This window comes from Acidithiobacillus sp. AC3 (assembly GCF_050261095.1).
In the GTDB taxonomy this organism is placed as follows: Bacteria; Pseudomonadota; Gammaproteobacteria; order Acidithiobacillales; family Acidithiobacillaceae; genus Igneacidithiobacillus; species Igneacidithiobacillus copahuensis.
The window spans coordinates 930809-948276 of sequence record NZ_CP189838.1 but is presented as its reverse complement, the minus strand read 5'-3'; the positions used below and the strand labels follow the sequence as shown (position 1 = coordinate 948276).

Sequence of the window (17468 nt, the reverse complement as noted above, 5' to 3'; positions counted from 1 at the left end):
GTTATGAGTCAGCGACCCGTTTACCCATCAGGCTCGGCCAGGCGGCACGCAGATATTCGATCATACTCCACAAGGTCATCGCCGCCGCGAGCAGGAGCAGGGCTATGCCTATGTCGCGGGCGGCAATCCCCCAGGCCACCGGCCCCGCATACAACAGGAATACGATGGCTAGCATTTGCAAAGTCGCCTTGACCTTTCCCAGCCAGGATACGGAAACCTTCTTGCGCTCACCGAGCTCCGCCATCCACTCGCGCAACGCCGAGATGGTGATCTCCCGGCCCACAATGATGCTGGTGAGGATGCCCGCAAGGATCGCCGGCATCTCGCCACTGGCGCAAATCAGGATCAGGGCAGTGGCGACCATGAGCTTGTCGGCCACCGGATCGAGGAAGGTGCCAAAGGGCGAAACGCCGTTATAACGACGCGCGAGGTAGCCGTCCGCCCAGTCGGTGAGGGCGGCAAAAGCAAAAATGGCGGTCGCTCCGTAACTGCGCTCCGTGCCCCCCAGGAAAAACAGCAGGACGAAGACCGGGATGAGCAACACCCGCAGCATCGTCAGAAAATTGGGCAAACGCGCCATCATGGCCGGGCCCCCGGATGGAAATGGTCATAGATCCTTTCAGCAAGTTCGCGGCGAATCCCTTCTACCCGCTGCAGGTCATCGACCCCCGCATCACGAATACCCCGCAATCCGCCAAAACGCCGCAACAAGGCGCTACGCCGTTTGGGCCCAATACCGTCGATCACATCGAGCTCCGACTCCTGGCGTGCCTTCGCCCGCCGTGCGCGGTGGCCGGTAATGGCAAAACGATGTGCCTCATCACGAATCTCCTGAATGACCAGGAGAGCGGGATCATCGGCGGCAAGTTGCCGCGGCGCCGACCATTGCGGTGCATGCAGCGACTCCAGACCAGGGCGGCGACTGGTACCCTTGGACACACCACAGAGCTGAACACTGTCGATCCCCAGCTCGGCGAGCGCCGCCACAGCGCGCGCCAATTGTGCTGGTCCGCCATCGATGAAGACGATGTCGGGCAGGCTTTGGCCTTCGTCCTGCAGCCGCGCGTAGCGGCGCAAGACTGCCTGCTCCATGGCGGCATAGTCATCTCCCGGGGTGATCCCTTTGATGTTGAAACGGCGATAGGCGTCCTTGCGAGCGCCATCGGCATCGAAGACCACGCAGGAGGCCGTGGCCGCCTCGCCGCGGGTATGGCTGATATCGAAACATTCCAGACGCTGTGGGGGTTCTTCCAGAGCAAAGAGCTCCTGCAGGAGTTGCATGCGCCGCTGCCCCTGGCCAGCCTGCTGCGCCCGGGCGCGCAGGGCGAGGCGCGCGTTGGTTTCCGCCATCTGCATCCAGCGCTTGCGCGGGCCCCGTTGCGGCTGATCGATGAGCACCTTGCGCCCGGCGAGCTCGCTCAGTGCCTCCTGCAAGGCGGCGGCGCCCCGCGGCAGCAGATTGAGCAGCAGATTGCCCGGGATTTCCCGATCGGCGTAGTACTGTCCGAGAAAGGCGGCCATCATTTCCGGCCCACGCACGCCTTCGGCATGCCTGGGGAAGAGCGAGCGCCCCCCGAGCTGTCTGCCGTGACGCAAGAAGCTGAGATAGATGCACCACTGGCCATTTTCCTCGACGGCGGCCAGCACATCAAAATCCCCACCGCCAGACTGGGCGACGTACTGCCGCTCCTGCATCTTCGACAGCGCAGCTACTTGATCCCGCAGGCGCGCTGCCTCTTCGAAGGCCAGATTTTCGGCGGCGGTCTGCATGCGCTGCTGCAAGCCCTGCAAAACCTCATCACTGCGCCCCTGCAGAAACTGCAATGTGGCCCTGACATCCGCCGCGTAGTCCTCCTGACGGATATGCCCAACGCAAGGGCCACTGCAGCGGCGAATCTGATAGTGCAGACAGGCCCGGCTGCGGTTGCTGAAAACGCTGTCCTCACAGGTACGCAGGCGAAAGGCCTTCTGCAGCAACACCATGCTCTCGCGTAAAGAGCTGACCGCGGGATAGGGACCAAAGTAGTGACCTTTGGCCCGCTGCGCACCGCGGTGAAAACCCATGCGCGGAAACGCAGTATGGGTCTCGATCAGCAGGTACGGATAGCTCTTGTCGTCCCGCAGAAGGATGTTATAGGGCGGATGGTGACGCTTGATGAGCTGCGCCTCGAGGACCAGGGCCTCGGTTTCGGTATGGGTGTGAATGACTTCCACCCGCTCTACCTGCTGGAGCATGGCCTGGGTCTTGGGACTGTGGCGATTCTTGTGGAAATAAGAACTGACCCGACGCTTGAGGTTACGCGCCTTGCCCACATAGAGGATCTGCCCAGCGCCGGAAAACATTTGGTAAATGCCGGGGCCAGCGCTCAGCTGGCGCAAAAAGTCTGCGAGGACGAAGGGTTGCTCCGCCTCCCGCAGCAGCGTGGCCTCTTCCGACTCAGTCGGACTGGGTTTCATCGAGACGGCGCAAGTAGTCCCAAGTGTAGATACCGGTTCCATGTCCATCACTGAAGTGTAGCTGCACGGCATAATTACCGACAGGTTGGATATCCACGAGATTGACATCCTCTTTCCCGGTAATGACCTGTGCCTGATCTGGCGTATGCCCCTTACACTCGGCACAGGGGCACTCGACACGTAGGTGTTCAAAGGTCAGACGACTGGTGTGACCGTCGCCCCACTCAATCTCCATCACCTTGCTGAGCATGAGGGGACGAATTTCGATGGGCTGGGTACGCGCTGACATGAGGGCCTCGCTGGTCAGAATAATGGCCCTAGGGTACAATCCGCGCCCAGCAAAGGGAATGCCTTACAGGACTGCACATGAAAATCTCCGCTTTCGATATCCGCCCCGGCAACATCCTCGAATACGAGAAGGGCCTGTGGCGCGTACTCAAGACTGACTTCGTCAAGCCCGGCAAGGGTGGCGCCTTTGTGCAGGCGGAGATGAAAAACATCGAGACCGGCACCAAGACCAACCAGCGCTTCCGCTCGGAAGAAAAGATGGAAAAGGCCGTGGTCGAACCGCGCAAGATGCAGTACCTCTATAACGATGGTACTGGCTATGTTTTCATGGATAACGAAAGCTTCGAGCAGATGACCCTGAGCGAGGATCTGCTGGAAGGCCAGACTGGCTACCTGTTGCCCAATACCGAGATCCAGGTCAACCTGCACAACGAGCGGCCGATTGGCGTCGAGCTGCCTCCCGTCGTCATTTTAGAAGTGGTTGAAGCCGAGCCCGCCATCAAGGGGCAGACCGCCACTGGCTCCTACAAGCCGGCGCGCATGGAAACCGGTATCACCGTGCAGGTACCGCAGTTCGTCAACAATGGCGAAAAGATCCGCGTCAATACTGTGGACGGCACCTATATCGACCGCGCCTGAACGAGGCGGGGTTCCGACAACAGAAAGCCCGCCATTGGCGGGCTTTCTGCTTTCACGACTGCGGCTGCGGCAGGCGGCTCAGTTCGCCTTGGCAGGAATCACCCAGACAAAGACTTCGTTCTTACCTACCAGGCCAAGGTTCCGCCGTGCCAAGCCGGCAACCGCACCAGAATCATTTTGCAGACTGAGGACTTCGGCGGCGAGCTTGTCGTTCCGTTTTTCCAGTCTCTGTGCATCGCTCTGGCGCTGTTCCACCTGCGCATGCAGTTGCGCTACCGACCACCAACTACCGGCGCCGAACCACAGGAAATACTGCAGGCCCAGCAGGACCGCCAGCAGGAGCCAATCGACACGACTTAGCCCGCCGATGCGGGAAACCGCAGCGCGAGCCGAATCCAGAGAAGCATCCCAAACGACGGCCATGACATCCTTTGCTACAAAAAATTACAGAGTTGAATACAGTATTAGTCCAGATTGTAAAAAGCTGCAAGGCCCGGGAAGCGTGCGGCATCGGCAAGTTCTTCTTCGATGCGCAGCAGGCGGTTGTATTTAGCCACCCGATCGGTGCGCGACAGGGAGCCTGTCTTGATCTGCCCACAACCAGTGGCCACCGCCAGATCCGCCAGCGTAGTGTCTTCGGTTTCACCGGAACGATGCGACACGATGGCGGTGTAGCAGTGCGTCTTGGCCATTTCGATGGCCGCCAGAGTCTCGGTCAGGGTGCCGATCTGATTGAGCTTGATCAGGATACTGTTACCCACGCCGCGATCGATGCCCTCCCGCAGGATGCTGGTATTGGTGACGAAAATATCATCACCGACCAGCTGCAGGCGATCCCCCAAGCGGTCGGTGAGCTGCACCCAACCTTCCCAGTCGTTTTGATCCATACCATCTTCAATACTCAGGATGGGATAACGGTCGACCAAATCATTGAGGTAATCGACAAACTGGCCACTGTCCAGCGAGCGGCCTTCACTGCTCAGATGATAGTGCCCGTCGCGGAAAAATTCGCTGGATGCCGCGTCCATACCCAGCCAGATATCCTCACCGGGGGTATATCCGGCCTGACTGATGGCCTCGACGAGCAGTTCCAGAGCCGCCTCGTTGGAGGGCAGGTTGGGGGCAAAGCCGCCCTCATCCCCGACGGTGGTCGCCAGGCCCCGACCATGCAGCACCGCCTTCAGCCGATGGAAGACCTCGACGCCCATCTGCAGGGCCTCAGAAAACGACTCCGCACCCGCGGGAATAAGCATGAATTCCTGCATATCGATGGCATTGTCGGCATGGGCGCCGCCATTGATGACATTCATCATCGGTACCGGCAACTGGATCGGTCCCAGGCCTCCCATATAGCGATACAAGGGCAGTCCCAAGGAGCGCGCTGCGGCATGGGCGCAGGCGAGGGAGACGCTGAGGATCGCATTGGCACCCAGGCGCGATTTGTTGGCCGTGCCATCCAGGGCACAGAGCTCGGCATCGAGTTCCGCCTGATTCTCTACCTCCATGCCGAGAAGAAGATCCTGGATTTCGCCATTGACGTTCTCGACCGCCTTGCGCACCCCCTTGCCGCCAAAACGCTCGCCACCGTCACGCAGCTCGACGGCCTCGCGCTCGCCGGTGGAGGCGCCGCTCGGCACAATGGCACGACCCATGGCACCATTTTCCAGGGTTACTTCGGCTTCGACAGTGGGATTGCCACGGGAATCGAGCACTTCTCGGGCATGGATCTGGACGATGGCGGTCATGGTAGTAACTCCTCAGGATGGTCTTCAGGGAAATCTTGCGCTTTGACGACGTGATCGATTTGTTGCAGTACCCGCAGGAGTGCTTCCATCTGCCCCAAAGGCCAGGCATTAGGACCATCGGAGAGGGCACAGCGCGGGTCCGGGTGGGTTTCCATGAACAGGCCGGAAACGCCCGCCGCCACGGCTGCCCGCGCCAGTACCGGTACGAATTCCCGCTGCCCGCCCGAGCGGTCACCCTGCCCCCCCGGCAGCTGTACCGAGTGGGTGGCATCGAAGACCACCGGGCACCCGGTCTGACGCATCACCGCCAACGATCGCATGTCAGAAACCAGATTATTGTACCCAAAACTGACGCCGCGCTCACAGACGAGGATGTCCTCGTTGCCGGTTGCCTTGGCCTTAGTCACCACATTGGCCATATCCCAAGGGGCCAGAAACTGACCTTTCTTGATGTTGACGGGCTTGCCCGCCGCAGCGACCGCCTGGATGAAATCGGTCTGACGACAGAGGAAGGCAGGGGTCTGCAGCACGTCCACCGCCTGGGCGACCGCTGCTACATCTTCCTTCTCGTGCACGTCGGTGAGCACGGGCACACCGATCTCAGTACGCACTTTTTGCAGAATCCGCAGCCCTTCCTCCATTCCCGGTCCGCGAAAGCTGCCACCCGAAGAGCGATTGGCCTTGTCGTAGGAGCTTTTGTAGATGAGATGAATGCCGAGACGATCGCAAATTTCTCGCAAGGATCTAGCACTGCGCAGCGCCAAGTCCTCGCTCTCGATGGCGCAGGGTCCGGCAATCAAAAAAAACGGCTCGCGCAGCCCTACCGGAAATCCCAACAGTTTCATCAGCGGCCCCCCTGGGTACGGTAACTCTGTGCGGCACTGACAAAGGCATCGAAGAGCGGATGACCTTCGCGTGGATTACTGGTGAATTCCGGATGAAATTGACACCCCAGAAACCAGGGATGATCCGGCAATTCGACTACTTCTACCAACGCACCATCGGCAGAGAACCCGGAAAAGCGCAGACCTGCCTTCTGCAATGGCGCCAGATAGCGATTGTTGAACTCGAAGCGATGGCGATGCCGCTCTTCGATTTCCCGGCGGCCATAGGCGCGTTCGGCCAAGCTGTCCGCTTCGAGCCGGCAAACCTGCGCTCCCAGACGCATCGTCCCGCCCAGGTTGCCGCCGGCCTCGCGATAGGTCACCTGTCCATCGGGATCGGTCCATCCTTGCATCAAGGTGATAACTGGTTCCGGGGTATTGGGATCGAGTTCGGTACTGTTGGCATGGGACAGCCCAGCACAGTGGCGGGCGAATTCGACGACGGCCAACTGCATGCCCAGACAGATCCCGAGGTAGGGAATCCGCTGTTCGCGCGCGTGGCGAATGGCGCGGATTTTTCCTTCCGTGCCACGTCCGCCAAAGCCGCCTGGCACGAGAATGGCATCGGCATCCGCCAGACACTCCGGCCCCCTTTCTTCGATTTCTTCCGCATCCACAAAGAGAAAGCGGATCTTGCGCCGGGCTCGCAGCCCCGCATGTAACAACGCTTCGGAAAGCGATTTGTAGGACTCCGTCAGCCCGACGTACTTGCCGACCAGCGCAATGCACAACTCTCCCTGCGGGTGTTCCATGGCATCGATGATGCCTTCCCAGACCGATAGATCCGGCTGCTGGGCAGGCAAATGCAGATCTTCCACCACCAGCTCGTCCAGCCCCTGGGCATGGAAAAGCAGCGGGATGCGATAGATGCTGTCGGTATCGATGGCGGAGATCACGGCGCGATCGGGCAGGTTGGAAAAGAGCGCAATCTTGGCGCGATGATCTTCCGGAATGGGGCGATCGGCGCGACAGAGCAGCACGTCGGGCTGAATGCCGATGGCGCGCAGCTCGCGCACGGAATGCTGGGTCGGCTTGGTCTTCATCTCCCCCGCCGAGGGCAGGTAAGGAACCAGGGTCAGGTGCAGGAAGATGGTATTGCCCCGCCCTTCTTCTACCGCCATCTGCCGGATGGCCTCCAGGAAGGGTTGCGACTCGATATCTCCCACCGTGCCGCCAATCTCCACCAGGGCGACATCCGCCCCTTCCGCGCCCAGGCGAATGCGGCGCTTGATCTCATCGGTGATGTGCGGAATGACCTGCACCGTGCGACCCAGATAGTCGCCGCGACGTTCTTTCTCGATGACCGTCTGGTAGACCAGACCGGTGGTGAAATTATTGCGCTTGCTCATACGCGCGGAGAGGAAGCGCTCGTAGTGGCCCAGGTCGAGGTCGGTTTCCGCCCCATCCGCGGTCACAAAAACCTCGCCATGCTGGAAGGGGCTCATGGTACCCGGATCGACATTGATGTATGGGTCGAGCTTGAGCATGGTCACCCGCAGGCCACGCGCTTCCAGCAATGCCCCCAGGGCCGCGCCCGCCGCACCCTTACCGAGAGAGGAGACGACCCCGCCGGTGACAAAAATATACTTGGTCATCGTGCCCCTCAGTCGCTCTGCAAAAACGCCTGCATGGTAGCCAAATCCGGCCAGACAAACAACGTCGCGACCGGCATCTGGACGCCATCATGTCCAGGGGCGAAGCGGGATAGAAGGCCTCGCCCCGGTGGATTGCGCTACTTCAAGCTGGCCATATCGATGACGAAGCGATATTTCACGTCGCTTTTCAACATACGCTCGTAGGCCGTGTTGACATAGTCCATGGGAATGACCTCGATGTCGGAGCCAATCCCATGCTCGGCGCAGAAATCGAGCATTTCCTGGGTCTCGGCGATGCCGCCGATGAGGGAGCCAGCGAGACTGCGACGCTTGAAGATCAGGCTCGCAACCTCTGGCGACGGATGTGGATGTTCCGGCACACCGACCAGGGTCATGGTGCCATCACGCTTCAGCAGTTGCAAAAAGCCATTGATATCATGGGGCGCTGCCACGGTGTTGAGAATGAAATCAAAGCGGTTTGCCTGCTTCGCCATCTGCTGGGCATCTTTGGAGATGACGACTTCATCGGCGCCCAGGCGCTTGGCATCCTCCATCTTACCCGGCGAGGTAGTGAACAAGACAACATGCGCTCCCATGGCATGAGCGAGTTTAACCCCCATGTGCCCCAGTCCCCCCAGACCAACGATGCCGACGGTCATCCCCGGTCCTACTTTCCAATGCCGCAATGGCGAATAGGTAGTGATGCCAGCACAGAGCAATGGCGCCACACTCGCCAGATCTTTCTCGTTGTGGGAAATTTTCAGGACGAAGGACTCCTTCACCACGATGCGCTGGGAATATCCTCCATAGGTATTCTCGCCGCCGAAAACCGGTCCATTGTAGGTGCCGGTAAAACCATTCTCACAATATTGTTCTTCACCCTCATGGCAAGAACTGCAGTGGCCACAACTGTCGACCATACAGCCTACCCCCGCCAGCTCGCCCACCTTGAACTTGCTGACGGCACTACCCACTGCCGTTACCCGACCAACGATTTCATGCCCAGGGACCGAGGGATAGAGGGTGTTATGCCACTCGTTGCGCGCGGTGTGCAGGTCGGAATGACAGACCCCGCAGTAGAGGATATCGATCTGCACATCCTCGGGACCAGGTTCGCGGCGATCCAGCTGAAAGGGGGCCAATGGGGTATCAGCGGCTTGAGCAGCGTAGGCTTTGACAGAACTCATGAGCATCTCCTTATAAATACCAACCGGTCGGTAGATTATAGGATAAACGCAGTGCCCTGGCAAAACCGCTAAAACCCTACAGCGCCTCTAAAGTATCTAAACAGAAGCTTCCACGCGACCAAGCGGGCAATTTTCGGGGCCGCTTATGCAGCAGCGACCCAGTTTTCCACCAGCAGTCCCGGATAGTCCCGGAAATCAGCCTCGTTGTTGGTAACCAGGGTAGCCCCCAAGCTAAGCGCATGGGCGGCAATGAGGCGATCGAGGGCATCACGACGGCGGTTTGGAATGGCCGCACGGAGAAATCCATAAGCCACGGATGCCTCTTCCTCAAAAGACACGATGGGGACACGGCTCACAATCAAACTCAGAATCTTTTCATCATGCGCCCGGTTGGCGGGCTGCATCTCGATACCTGCCCGCAATTCGGCATAGGTCACCGCCGACATGACCGCCTCTCCCTGTTCAAGCGTCTGAAATCGGGAAAGCAGGGAGGCTGGGCGTCGCTTGGCGAGATAAATGCAGATATTGGTGTCGAGCATGTACAGCATCGATCAATCCGGTTTTTCTGCGGTCTGATCGAAATCTCCCCAATCGCGTTCTTTTTGTTCGTGGAATTCTCGACCTCCTGCCATAAAATCCGGGCTGAACATCGCAAAAATGTCCGGCAAATCTGCCAAGGTCTTCTTTTCCAAAGGTTTAATCACCAAGGTGTTACCAACTCGCTCGATTTCCACTTCCTGGCTCGCCTCGACAATCGCTAGTTCCTTGGGAATCCGAATGGCCAGAGAGTTTCCACTCTTGAATACGCGGGTCTGCATGATGACCTCCTGAGCAATGTGTATACAGGATATACCGCGTGCGCAACTCCTTCAATCCACAGCCCCTTGCCCCAGCCGGTGTCCGACAAAAGTTTGTTGGCGAGTATTGCCGATGCTGGCGAACTTGCGCCATTGCACGCAAGAATTAAATGGAACGACCGAGCGCGAAACGGCTCAGATGACCGCCGTCGCCTCAGGCCCGAAGAGGCGGGCCTGCAACTGGTGGATCTGGTCGCGCAGGCGCGCTGCCTCCTCAAACTCCAGGTTGCGCGCGTGACGGTACATCTGCTCTTCCAGACCCTTGATCTGCTTCGCCAGCTTTTGCGGATCATCGGTTGCATAGGTGGCAACCGGCTCGGCAGCCTTGGCACGGCCCTTGCCGCTGCGGTGATAGACCCCCTCGATGATATCGGCAACGGGCTTATGGATGCCCTTGGGGGTGATGCCATGTTGGGTATTGAAGGCGAGCTGCTTCTCGCGCCGGCGTTCGGTTTCACGAATCGCCCGCTCCATGGAGCCGGTGACGACATCGGCGTAGAGGATGGCGCGCCCATGCAGGTTGCGCGCGGCGCGGCCGATGGTCTGCACCAGGGAGCGTTCGGAACGCAGAAAACCCTCCTTGTCGGCGTCGAGGATAGCCACCAAAGCCACCTCGGGCATGTCGAGCCCTTCCCGCAACAAGTTGATGCCAATCAATACATCAAAGACCCCGGCGCGCAGATCGCGAATGATCTCCACCCGCTCCACGGTCTCGATATCGGAATGCAGATAGCGACACTGGATGCCCAAATCATGCAAATAATCGGTCAGGTCCTCGGCCATACGCTTGGTGAGGGTAGTGACGAGAATGCGCCAGCCACTGGCGATCACCTGGTGGATCTCGCTCACCAGATCGTCCACCTGCCCCTGTGCTGGCCGCACCTCCACCTCGGGATCGACCAGCCCCGTGGGGCGCACCACTTGTTCGACAACGGCACTGGAGTGTTCCAGCTCGTAAGGGCCGGGCGTCGCGGAGATAAAAACGGTCTGCGGCATGAGGCGCTCGAACTCCGCAAACATCAGCGGTCGGTTATCGAGCGCCGAGGGGAGGCGAAAACCATATTCGACTAGGGTTTCCTTGCGCGAACGATCGCCCTTATACATGCCACCGAACTGCGGTACCGTCACATGAGATTCGTCCATGAACAGCAATGCATTCTCCGGCATATAGTCCATCAACGTCGGCGGGGGCTCCCCCGGCGCGCGTCCGGAAAGGTAGCGGGAATAGTTTTCGATACCCGAGCAGTAACCCAATTCTGCCATCATCTCCAGGTCGAAGCGGGTGCGCTGTTCCAGACGCTGCGCCTCCACCAGCTTGTTGGCCTCGCGCAGGGTTTCCAGACGCTCCCGTAACTCGTCCTTGATGTGTTCGATGGCCGCAAGAATGGTCTCGCGCGGCGTCACATAGTGGCTTTTCGGATAGACGGTGTAGCGCGCCAAACGGGTGATGGTCTTGCCGGTCAGGGGATCGAAGAGGGAAACGCGCTCGATCTCGTCGCCAAAGAGCTCCACCCGCACCGCCTCGTCTTCGCTCTCGGCCGGCCAGATATCGATGACATCGCCATGCACCCGAAAGGTACTGCGTTTAAGCTCCAGAGGATCACGACTGTATTGCATGTCAGCGAGACGCCGCAGGATGGCGCGCTGCTCCATCTGGTCGCCCTCCCGCAGATGCAGAATCATGCGGTGATACGCAGCTGGATCCCCCAGACCATAGATGGCGGATACGGTGGCAACGATGATCACATCCGGCCGTTCGAGCAGGGCCTTGGTCGCCGACAGGCGCATCTGCTCGATATGATCGTTGATCGAGGCGTCCTTCTCGATGAAGGTATCAGAGGACGGCACATAGGCCTCGGGCTGATAGTAATCGTAATAACTGACGAAATATTCGACGGCATTATGGGGGAAGAAGGCGCGCAGCTCGGCGTAGAGCTGTGCCGCCAGGGTCTTGTTCGGGGCCATGACGATGGCCGGCCGCTGCGTCTGCGCGATCACGTTGGCCATGGTGAAGGTCTTACCGGAGCCGGTCACCCCGAGCAGGGTCTGGAAGAATTCCCCGGCCTGCAGCCCCTGTACCAGCCCTGCGATGGCCTTGGGTTGATCGCCTTGGGGGGGAAAGAGGCTTTCCAGTACCATTTGCCGTTTTTCCATCTCGCCCTCGCTCTACCAGAAGCATCAAGCTTAGTCCGAGTTGCAGATGGGCGGAAGGGCGCTGATTCTCTAGTTCCGTGCTCGCGCCACGTCCCTAGTGTACATAAAAACTCTGCAGCCGAGCCTCGATGATCTTCGGATTCTCGCCCTCGGCTACCGCCACGAGTCCTTCGATCGTCATTTCCCGTAGATAACTGCGTTCGTGGACGATCCCTTTGATTTTGTTGGATACCGGCAAAAAAAAGATATTGGCCGAGCCGACACCGTAGATGGTGGCAACGAAGGCGGTGGCGATGCCGGCACCGAGCTTGGCCGGATCGGCAAGATTTTCCATGACGTGAATGAGTCCAAGGACGGCGCCGAGAATACCGATGGTGGGCGAGTAGCCTCCCGCAGATTCGAAGACCTTGGCTGCCTGCCGTTCGATGGCTTCCCGTGCCTCCAGCTCGACCAGCAGGGTATCACGAATTTTCTGCGGCTCAGTACCATCGACGAGCATTTGCAAGCCTTTGCGCAGAAAGGGATCGGCGACGCTGTCCAGGCTCCCTTCCAGGGCAAGCAAACCATTTTTTCGTGCCGTATGACTCCACTCCACCAATTGCTCGATCAAGGGTTGCGGATCGATAGCCGGCGCCTTCAGCACCCAGGGTAACATCTTGAGCGAGCGCACAAAGACCGGCAATTTGTACTGGATCATCACGGCACCGGTCGTCCCGCCAATGACAATGCAGAAGGCCGTGAGCTGGATGATGGAGGCAAGATTCCCGCCATCGAGAAACTGACCCAGCAGGATCCCGCCGATGGCAACCAGCACACCAATGATGGTAAGGAAATCCATCACGCCTCCTCACGCCAGTCGATGAGCGACGAACGCAGGCGCAAGACGGCCTGGCGCAGGATCTGGGACACCCGCGACTCGGTGAGATCCAGGACCTTGCCGATCTCGCGCAAGGTCAGATCTTCCTGGTAGTAGAGCGCCATGACCAGCCGTTCCCGCTCCGGCAGACGAGCAATCGCATGCTCCAGATCGCGCTGAAAATGCTGGGCGCTCAGAATCTCGGGGAGATCTTCGCCGTCATCACGCAAATGCTGCGCCACAAAGCTCTCGTTGTCGCTGGACAAATCCTCCAGATACAGTAACTGCCCGCCGCCATCGCGCAGGGCTTCCTGATACTCTTTCAGGGTCCAACCCAGATCTTCGGCCAGTTCTTCCTCGCTCACCGCGCGCCCGAGGCGCTGCTCCAGGCGCGCCATCCCTTTGGCAATCTTCTGCTCCCGCTGGCGCGCACGCCGAGGCAACCAGTCCTGCTCGCGCAGCTCATCCAGCATCGCCCCGCGAATACGGATCGCGGCGTAACTCTGGAAGGCCGCATCGTTGGCACTGCCCTCTTTTTGCTCCAGGGCATCAAGCAGACCCATTAGACCCGCCTGTACCAGATCTCCGAGATCGACGCTGGGAGGCAGCCGCACCAGCAGACGCTGTGCAATCCGCTGCACCAGGGGCAGATACTCTGCCACCTGCGCGCTACGCGTTGCACTGTCGATGATGCGGTCTGACATTCACGGTTGTCCGGCGGGGCCTTCCTCAAGCAAAAGGCGGGAGGAAAACAGATTTGCTGACGTTCCCGTCACCTGCCTGGGACTCGGCCAGGCGAGAATGGAATCAGCAAGGATACGAAAGGCCTTCGCCGCACCACTATCGGGAAAACGTAGCAGGAGCGGCTGCTGGGTGCGCACTGCGCTACGCAGGTACTGGTCCATAGGGATCGTTCCGGCGTGCCGAAGGTGGATTTCCAGGTACTGCCGTGCGACTGCGGCAAGGCGCGAGAAGAGCTTTTCGCCCTCGGTGGCGTCGCGGACCATATTGGTGACCACCGAAAAATCCCGCAAACCGTAGTCTCGACGTAACACCTTCATGAAGGCATAAGCGTCGGTGATGGATGCCGGCTCGTTGGTGACAACGACGAGGACGTGGTCAGCGGCCCGCGAAAAGCGTAAAACGTCTGGGCCAATCCCCGCAGCAAGGTCCAGGATCAGGTAATCGTAGCTTCGCTCCAAGGCGGCAAGGGCATCGAGCAGGCCAGACTGTTGTCGGACATCCAGATTGGCCATGTCCGCGATACCGCTGGCAGCAGGCAGCACTTCGATCCCCTCAGGACCCGAAAGGATGATCTCTGCCAGGGTCTTTTCTCCGGCCAGAACATGGGCAAGGTGATAACGCGGACTCAATCCCAGGAGGACATCCACATTACCCAGACCAAGATCCGCGTCGAAGAGGATCGTGCGCTTTCTGCGCGCCGCAAACGCCAGCGCCAGGTTGACGGCAAGGTTGCTCTTGCCAACCCCGCCCTTGCCACTGGCGATCGCCAAAACCCTGGCTGCCCCGCCCTGCATCCGCCGCAATCCGTCCGCCTGATCTCCGTAGTCTTGCATCGCCATTGGTGGCTCCATTATTTCACGCTTCATGATACCGACTGTTGCCACCGGCGGCGAGGGCGCCCGTAGCCAGCCCCATGGCATCCGCCAGGAAATCCCAGGTAACGGGCTGAATATCCTCAGGGACCTTTTGCCCATCACTAAGATAGGCGAGAGGCAGTTTTCTTGCCGCCAGCCACTCCAGCACCGCGCCACAGGCGGGTGCCTCGTCGAGCTTGCTCAGTATTGCTGCCGTGAGAGAGAGCTTGGCGTAGGGCTGCAATACCTGATCGAGACTCTGCTGGGCGAGACTTGCGGGTAGCAACAGCAAACGTCGCAGATTGTCGCCCAGCGCATCGAGCCACTGCAGTTGCTCGTTGAGACGCTCGTCACGCGGGCTGAGGCCCATGGTATCGATGAAAATCCAGCGCCTGCCCCGATGCTTCTGCAGAGCGGACAAGAGATCCTGCGGGCCGCGCAAGACCTCTACCGGCACCCCGAGGATCTTTGCGTAGATGTTGAGCTGCTCCACCCCCGCAATGCGGTAGGTATCACTGGTGAACAGGGCGACCGTCTCCGGACCATAGCGCAAGACCTGCTGCGCAGCGAGCTTGGCCACACTGGTTGTCTTGCCCGCCCCGGTCGGGCCAAGCAGCGCAATGATGCCGGCATCACCCAGGGGATCGGACAACGCGCCGATCTGCTCCTGCAGGACATGAATCATCCCTTCGCGCGCCCCCAACTCTGCTGCCGCACGTTCCAGCTGCGACAACAGCGCTGCGTGAAAACCAAGACCCTGCAAACGCGCCCGATCGAGAGCAGGAGGCGCCACACTATTGGCGACGGGCTGACGGCCCCAGCGCTTCTCGACGAGGGCACGCAATGCTTGCAATTCTTGCCGGACTGGTTCCGGTTTCTGCACTGCTCTCGTCTCTGTCTCCGTCTGCTCAGTCGCGGCCTGATCAATGACCGGCTTCTGCGGCTTGGCGGTGGCGGCGGCCATCAGCTCGGCTTCATCAAAGTCGATGGCGGCGACGATCTCCACCCCGTCGGCGAGATTGCGATTGGAGAGTATGACGGCGTCTGGCCCCAGGGCCTGTCGTATTTGTGTCAGGACCTCGCGCGTCGTGCTACCTTGGAATCTGCGCATCTTCATCGTCCATTCATCCTTTCAGAGCCATCAAGCGCCTAGAGTACCGACCACTCGGATGCGCTTGTTATCGGGAATCTCGCCATAAGAAAGCACCCGCAGGCGTGGCGCCGAGCGGGCCAGGAAGCGAGCCAGGAAACCGCGCAAGGGTCCCATGGCCAAAAGCACCGGCTGCATCCCATTCGCCTCCATCTGTTGCATCAACGTCCCCGCCTTTTCCAATACCTTCTGCGCCAAGCCCGGTTCGATCTGTTCACTCTGACCGTGTTCACTACTATTACGAAGACTATCATGCAATAACTGTTCCAGCGTTGCATCAAGAACCGCGACCGGCAGCTCGTTCTGCCCCGCAAACAGGTTCTGCACAATGTAAGGACCTAAGGCCTGACGAACGGCGGCAGTCAAGGCGTCGACATCCTGACTCTCGGCGGCATGTTCCGCCAAGGTTTCGACGATCGTCCGCAAGTCGCGGATCGGCACGGATTCCCGTAGCAGGTTCTGCAGGATCTTCTTGAACCTGTCGACCGAGAGGAGTTTGGGAATGACATCTTCAACCAGTTTGGGGGAACGAACGGCCAGATGGGAGAGCAGCCCCTCGACCTCCTCGCGCCCCAGGAGCTCGGCCGCCCGCTGCTGCAGCACCTGATGCAGATGGGTGGCGATCACGGTGGCTGGGTCCACAACGGTGTAGCCCAGGGCTACCGCCTTGTCACGGCTCTGGGCGTCGATCCACACCGCCGGCAAGCCAAAACTCGGGTCACGGGTGGGGGTGCCCTCGAGGGGGCCGAGGACATTACCTGGGTCGATGGCGAGAAGCAGATCCGGCAGGACCTCACCACTCGCTACCTCCACTCCACGGATGGTGATGCGATACAAGGTCGGGCGCAATTCGAGGTTATCACGCACATGTACCGCCGGCACGAGAAAGCCGAAGTCCTGCGCATATTTTTTGCGCACCCCGCGAATACGCGCCAGTAATTCGCCGCCACTTCCCTTGTCGACCAACGGAATCAGGCGGTAGCCTAGCTCCAGGCCGAGAGGGTCGACCGGTTCGACGCTATCCCAATTGACCTCCTCCGGCTCGCTTGCCGACGGCGGCGGACTCTCCACTTCCTTGGGGCGCTGACGCCGCCGCCACCACGCGTAGCCGCCGAGGACCAGTGCGGCACCGAGGAAGGGAATATGCGGCATACCGGGAATCAGCCCGAGCAGGGCAAAGATGATGGCCACGACGATCAGTGCCTCATCATTGCGCAGCAGTTCGCCCAGCAGTTGGCTACCCAGGTCAGTGCCGGTATTGACGGTACTGACGACAATGCCAGCGGCGATCGAAATGACCAGGGCCGGAATCTGCGCCACGAGGGCATCGCCGATACTGAGCAGGGTATAGTCGTGCGCAGCGGTGCTCAGCGACAGCCCATGCTGCCAGACGCCGATAATCAGGCCACCGATGAGGTTGATGAACAAAATCAGGATGGCAGCGATGGCATCACCGCGCACGAATTTACTGGCACCATCCATGGCACCGAAGAAGTCTGCCTCCTGGGCAATCTCCTGGCGTCGCCGTTGCGCCTCCTGCTGATCGATCAGGCCGGCGTTGAGGTCCGCGTCGATGGCCATTTGCTTGCCCGGCATGGCGTCCAGGGTAAAGCGGGCACTCACTTCCGCGATCCGCCCGGCACCCTTGGTAATCACCACGAAGTTGATGATGACCAGGATGGCGAAAACGATGATGCCAACGGCGTAATCGCCCCCTACAACAAACTGGCCAAAAGATTCGATGACGACACCGGCGGCGCCCGTACCATTCTGCCCGTGCAGCAGGATAATCCGGGCCGCGGCGACATTCAGGGATAGGCGCAGCAGGGTCGTCAATAACAATGCCGTGGGAAAGGCAGAGAACTCCAGAGGCTTGGTCATGTAGAGACTGACCAGCAGGATGATCAGGCCCAGGCTGATGTTGAAGGTGAAAAAGATATCGAGGAGAAAGGTCGGCAGGGGAATGATCAGCATCGCCAGGATCATGATCACCAGGATTGGCGCCGCCAGGGTGTGCCAGTTGATCCGGCGCAGTAAGCGCAGAATGCTATCCATCAC

At 59.7% G+C, this 17468-nt stretch carries 17 protein-coding genes; 1 reads left to right on the top strand and 16 read right to left on the bottom strand.

Features of this window, described 5'->3' with window-relative positions:
- Position 1: 1 nt before the first annotated feature.
- Genes pgsA through ACQAYK_RS04890 form a run of 3 tightly spaced genes read right to left on the bottom strand, consistent with a single transcriptional unit; the run spans position 2 to position 2746 of the window.
- Positions 2-583: a CDP-diacylglycerol--glycerol-3-phosphate 3-phosphatidyltransferase gene (gene pgsA, locus ACQAYK_RS04900; RefSeq protein WP_215871932.1), complete on the bottom strand. Its 582-nt coding sequence runs from the start codon at positions 581-583 to the stop codon at positions 2-4.
- Positions 580-2457, bottom strand: coding sequence for an excinuclease ABC subunit UvrC (gene uvrC, locus ACQAYK_RS04895; protein ID WP_255790179.1), 1878 nt, complete (start codon positions 2455-2457; stop codon positions 580-582). The genes pgsA and uvrC overlap by 4 nt, the downstream gene beginning before the upstream one ends.
- Positions 2438-2746 carry a gamma-butyrobetaine hydroxylase family protein gene (locus tag ACQAYK_RS04890; RefSeq protein WP_215871934.1) on the bottom strand — a complete coding sequence of 103 codons (309 nt, stop codon included), beginning with the start codon at positions 2744-2746 and terminating at the stop codon, positions 2438-2440. Before ACQAYK_RS04890 ends, uvrC begins: the two co-directional genes overlap by 20 nt.
- 77 nt (positions 2747-2823) lie before the next feature.
- Between ACQAYK_RS04890 and efp the strand changes: the two genes are divergently transcribed.
- Positions 2824-3384, top strand: a complete 561-nt coding sequence (gene efp, locus ACQAYK_RS04885; RefSeq protein WP_215871935.1) for an elongation factor P — start codon at positions 2824-2826, stop codon at positions 3382-3384.
- Between the two features lie 78 nt (positions 3385-3462).
- On the opposite strand, the gene ACQAYK_RS04880 is transcribed toward efp, so the two are convergent.
- From ACQAYK_RS04880 to flhA, 13 genes are all read right to left on the bottom strand, one after another.
- Positions 3463-3807: an FtsB family cell division protein gene (locus ACQAYK_RS04880; protein ID WP_215871936.1), complete on the bottom strand. Its 345-nt coding sequence runs from the start codon at positions 3805-3807 to the stop codon at positions 3463-3465.
- 41 nt (positions 3808-3848) lie between these two features.
- Positions 3849-5129 (bottom strand): phosphopyruvate hydratase, encoded by a 1281-nt coding sequence (gene eno / locus ACQAYK_RS04875; RefSeq protein WP_483168002.1) that lies wholly within the window; start codon positions 5127-5129, stop codon positions 3849-3851.
- Entirely contained in the window at positions 5126-5974 is an 849-nt protein-coding gene (gene kdsA / locus ACQAYK_RS04870; protein WP_215871938.1) for a 3-deoxy-8-phosphooctulonate synthase, read from the bottom strand. Before kdsA ends, eno begins: the two co-directional genes overlap by 4 nt.
- A complete protein-coding gene (locus ACQAYK_RS04865) occupies positions 5974-7608 on the bottom strand; it encodes a CTP synthase (protein ID WP_215871939.1) in 1635 nt (544 codons plus the stop codon). Before ACQAYK_RS04865 ends, kdsA begins: the two co-directional genes overlap by 1 nt.
- A 137-nt stretch (positions 7609-7745) precedes the next feature.
- Positions 7746-8795, bottom strand: coding sequence for an NAD(P)-dependent alcohol dehydrogenase (locus tag ACQAYK_RS04860; protein WP_215871940.1), 1050 nt, complete (start codon positions 8793-8795; stop codon positions 7746-7748).
- Positions 8796-8938: 143 nt separating this feature from the next.
- Positions 8939-9343, bottom strand: coding sequence for a type II toxin-antitoxin system VapC family toxin (locus ACQAYK_RS04855; protein ID WP_215871941.1), 405 nt, complete (start codon positions 9341-9343; stop codon positions 8939-8941).
- Positions 9344-9346: 3 nt separating this feature from the next.
- Complete coding sequence (locus tag ACQAYK_RS04850) at positions 9347-9613, bottom strand: antitoxin (RefSeq protein ID WP_215871942.1); 267 nt, start codon at positions 9611-9613, stop codon at positions 9347-9349.
- Between the two features lie 174 nt (positions 9614-9787).
- The gene (gene uvrB, locus ACQAYK_RS04845) at positions 9788-11806 is read right to left on the bottom strand and encodes an excinuclease ABC subunit UvrB (protein ID WP_215871943.1); all 2019 of its coding nucleotides are present in this window, start codon (positions 11804-11806) and stop codon (positions 9788-9790) included.
- A 94-nt stretch (positions 11807-11900) separates the two neighbouring features.
- Complete coding sequence (locus ACQAYK_RS04840) at positions 11901-12644, bottom strand: flagellar motor protein (RefSeq protein ID WP_215871944.1); 744 nt, start codon at positions 12642-12644, stop codon at positions 11901-11903.
- The gene (gene fliA, locus ACQAYK_RS04835) at positions 12644-13366 is read right to left on the bottom strand and encodes an RNA polymerase sigma factor FliA (protein WP_215871945.1); all 723 of its coding nucleotides are present in this window, start codon (positions 13364-13366) and stop codon (positions 12644-12646) included. Before fliA ends, ACQAYK_RS04840 begins: the two co-directional genes overlap by 1 nt.
- The gene (locus tag ACQAYK_RS04830; protein ID WP_215871946.1) at positions 13367-14245 is read right to left on the bottom strand and encodes a MinD/ParA family protein; all 879 of its coding nucleotides are present in this window, start codon (positions 14243-14245) and stop codon (positions 13367-13369) included.
- 16 nt (positions 14246-14261) lie between these two features.
- Complete coding sequence (gene flhF, locus ACQAYK_RS04825) at positions 14262-15377, bottom strand: flagellar biosynthesis GTPase FlhF (RefSeq protein WP_215871947.1); 1116 nt, start codon at positions 15375-15377, stop codon at positions 14262-14264.
- A gap of 24 nt (positions 15378-15401) precedes the next feature.
- On the bottom strand, positions 15402-17465 hold the full coding sequence (gene flhA / locus ACQAYK_RS04820) for a flagellar biosynthesis protein FlhA (protein WP_215885396.1): 2064 nt from the start codon (positions 17463-17465) through the stop codon (positions 15402-15404).
- Positions 17466-17468: the final 3 nt, after the last annotated feature.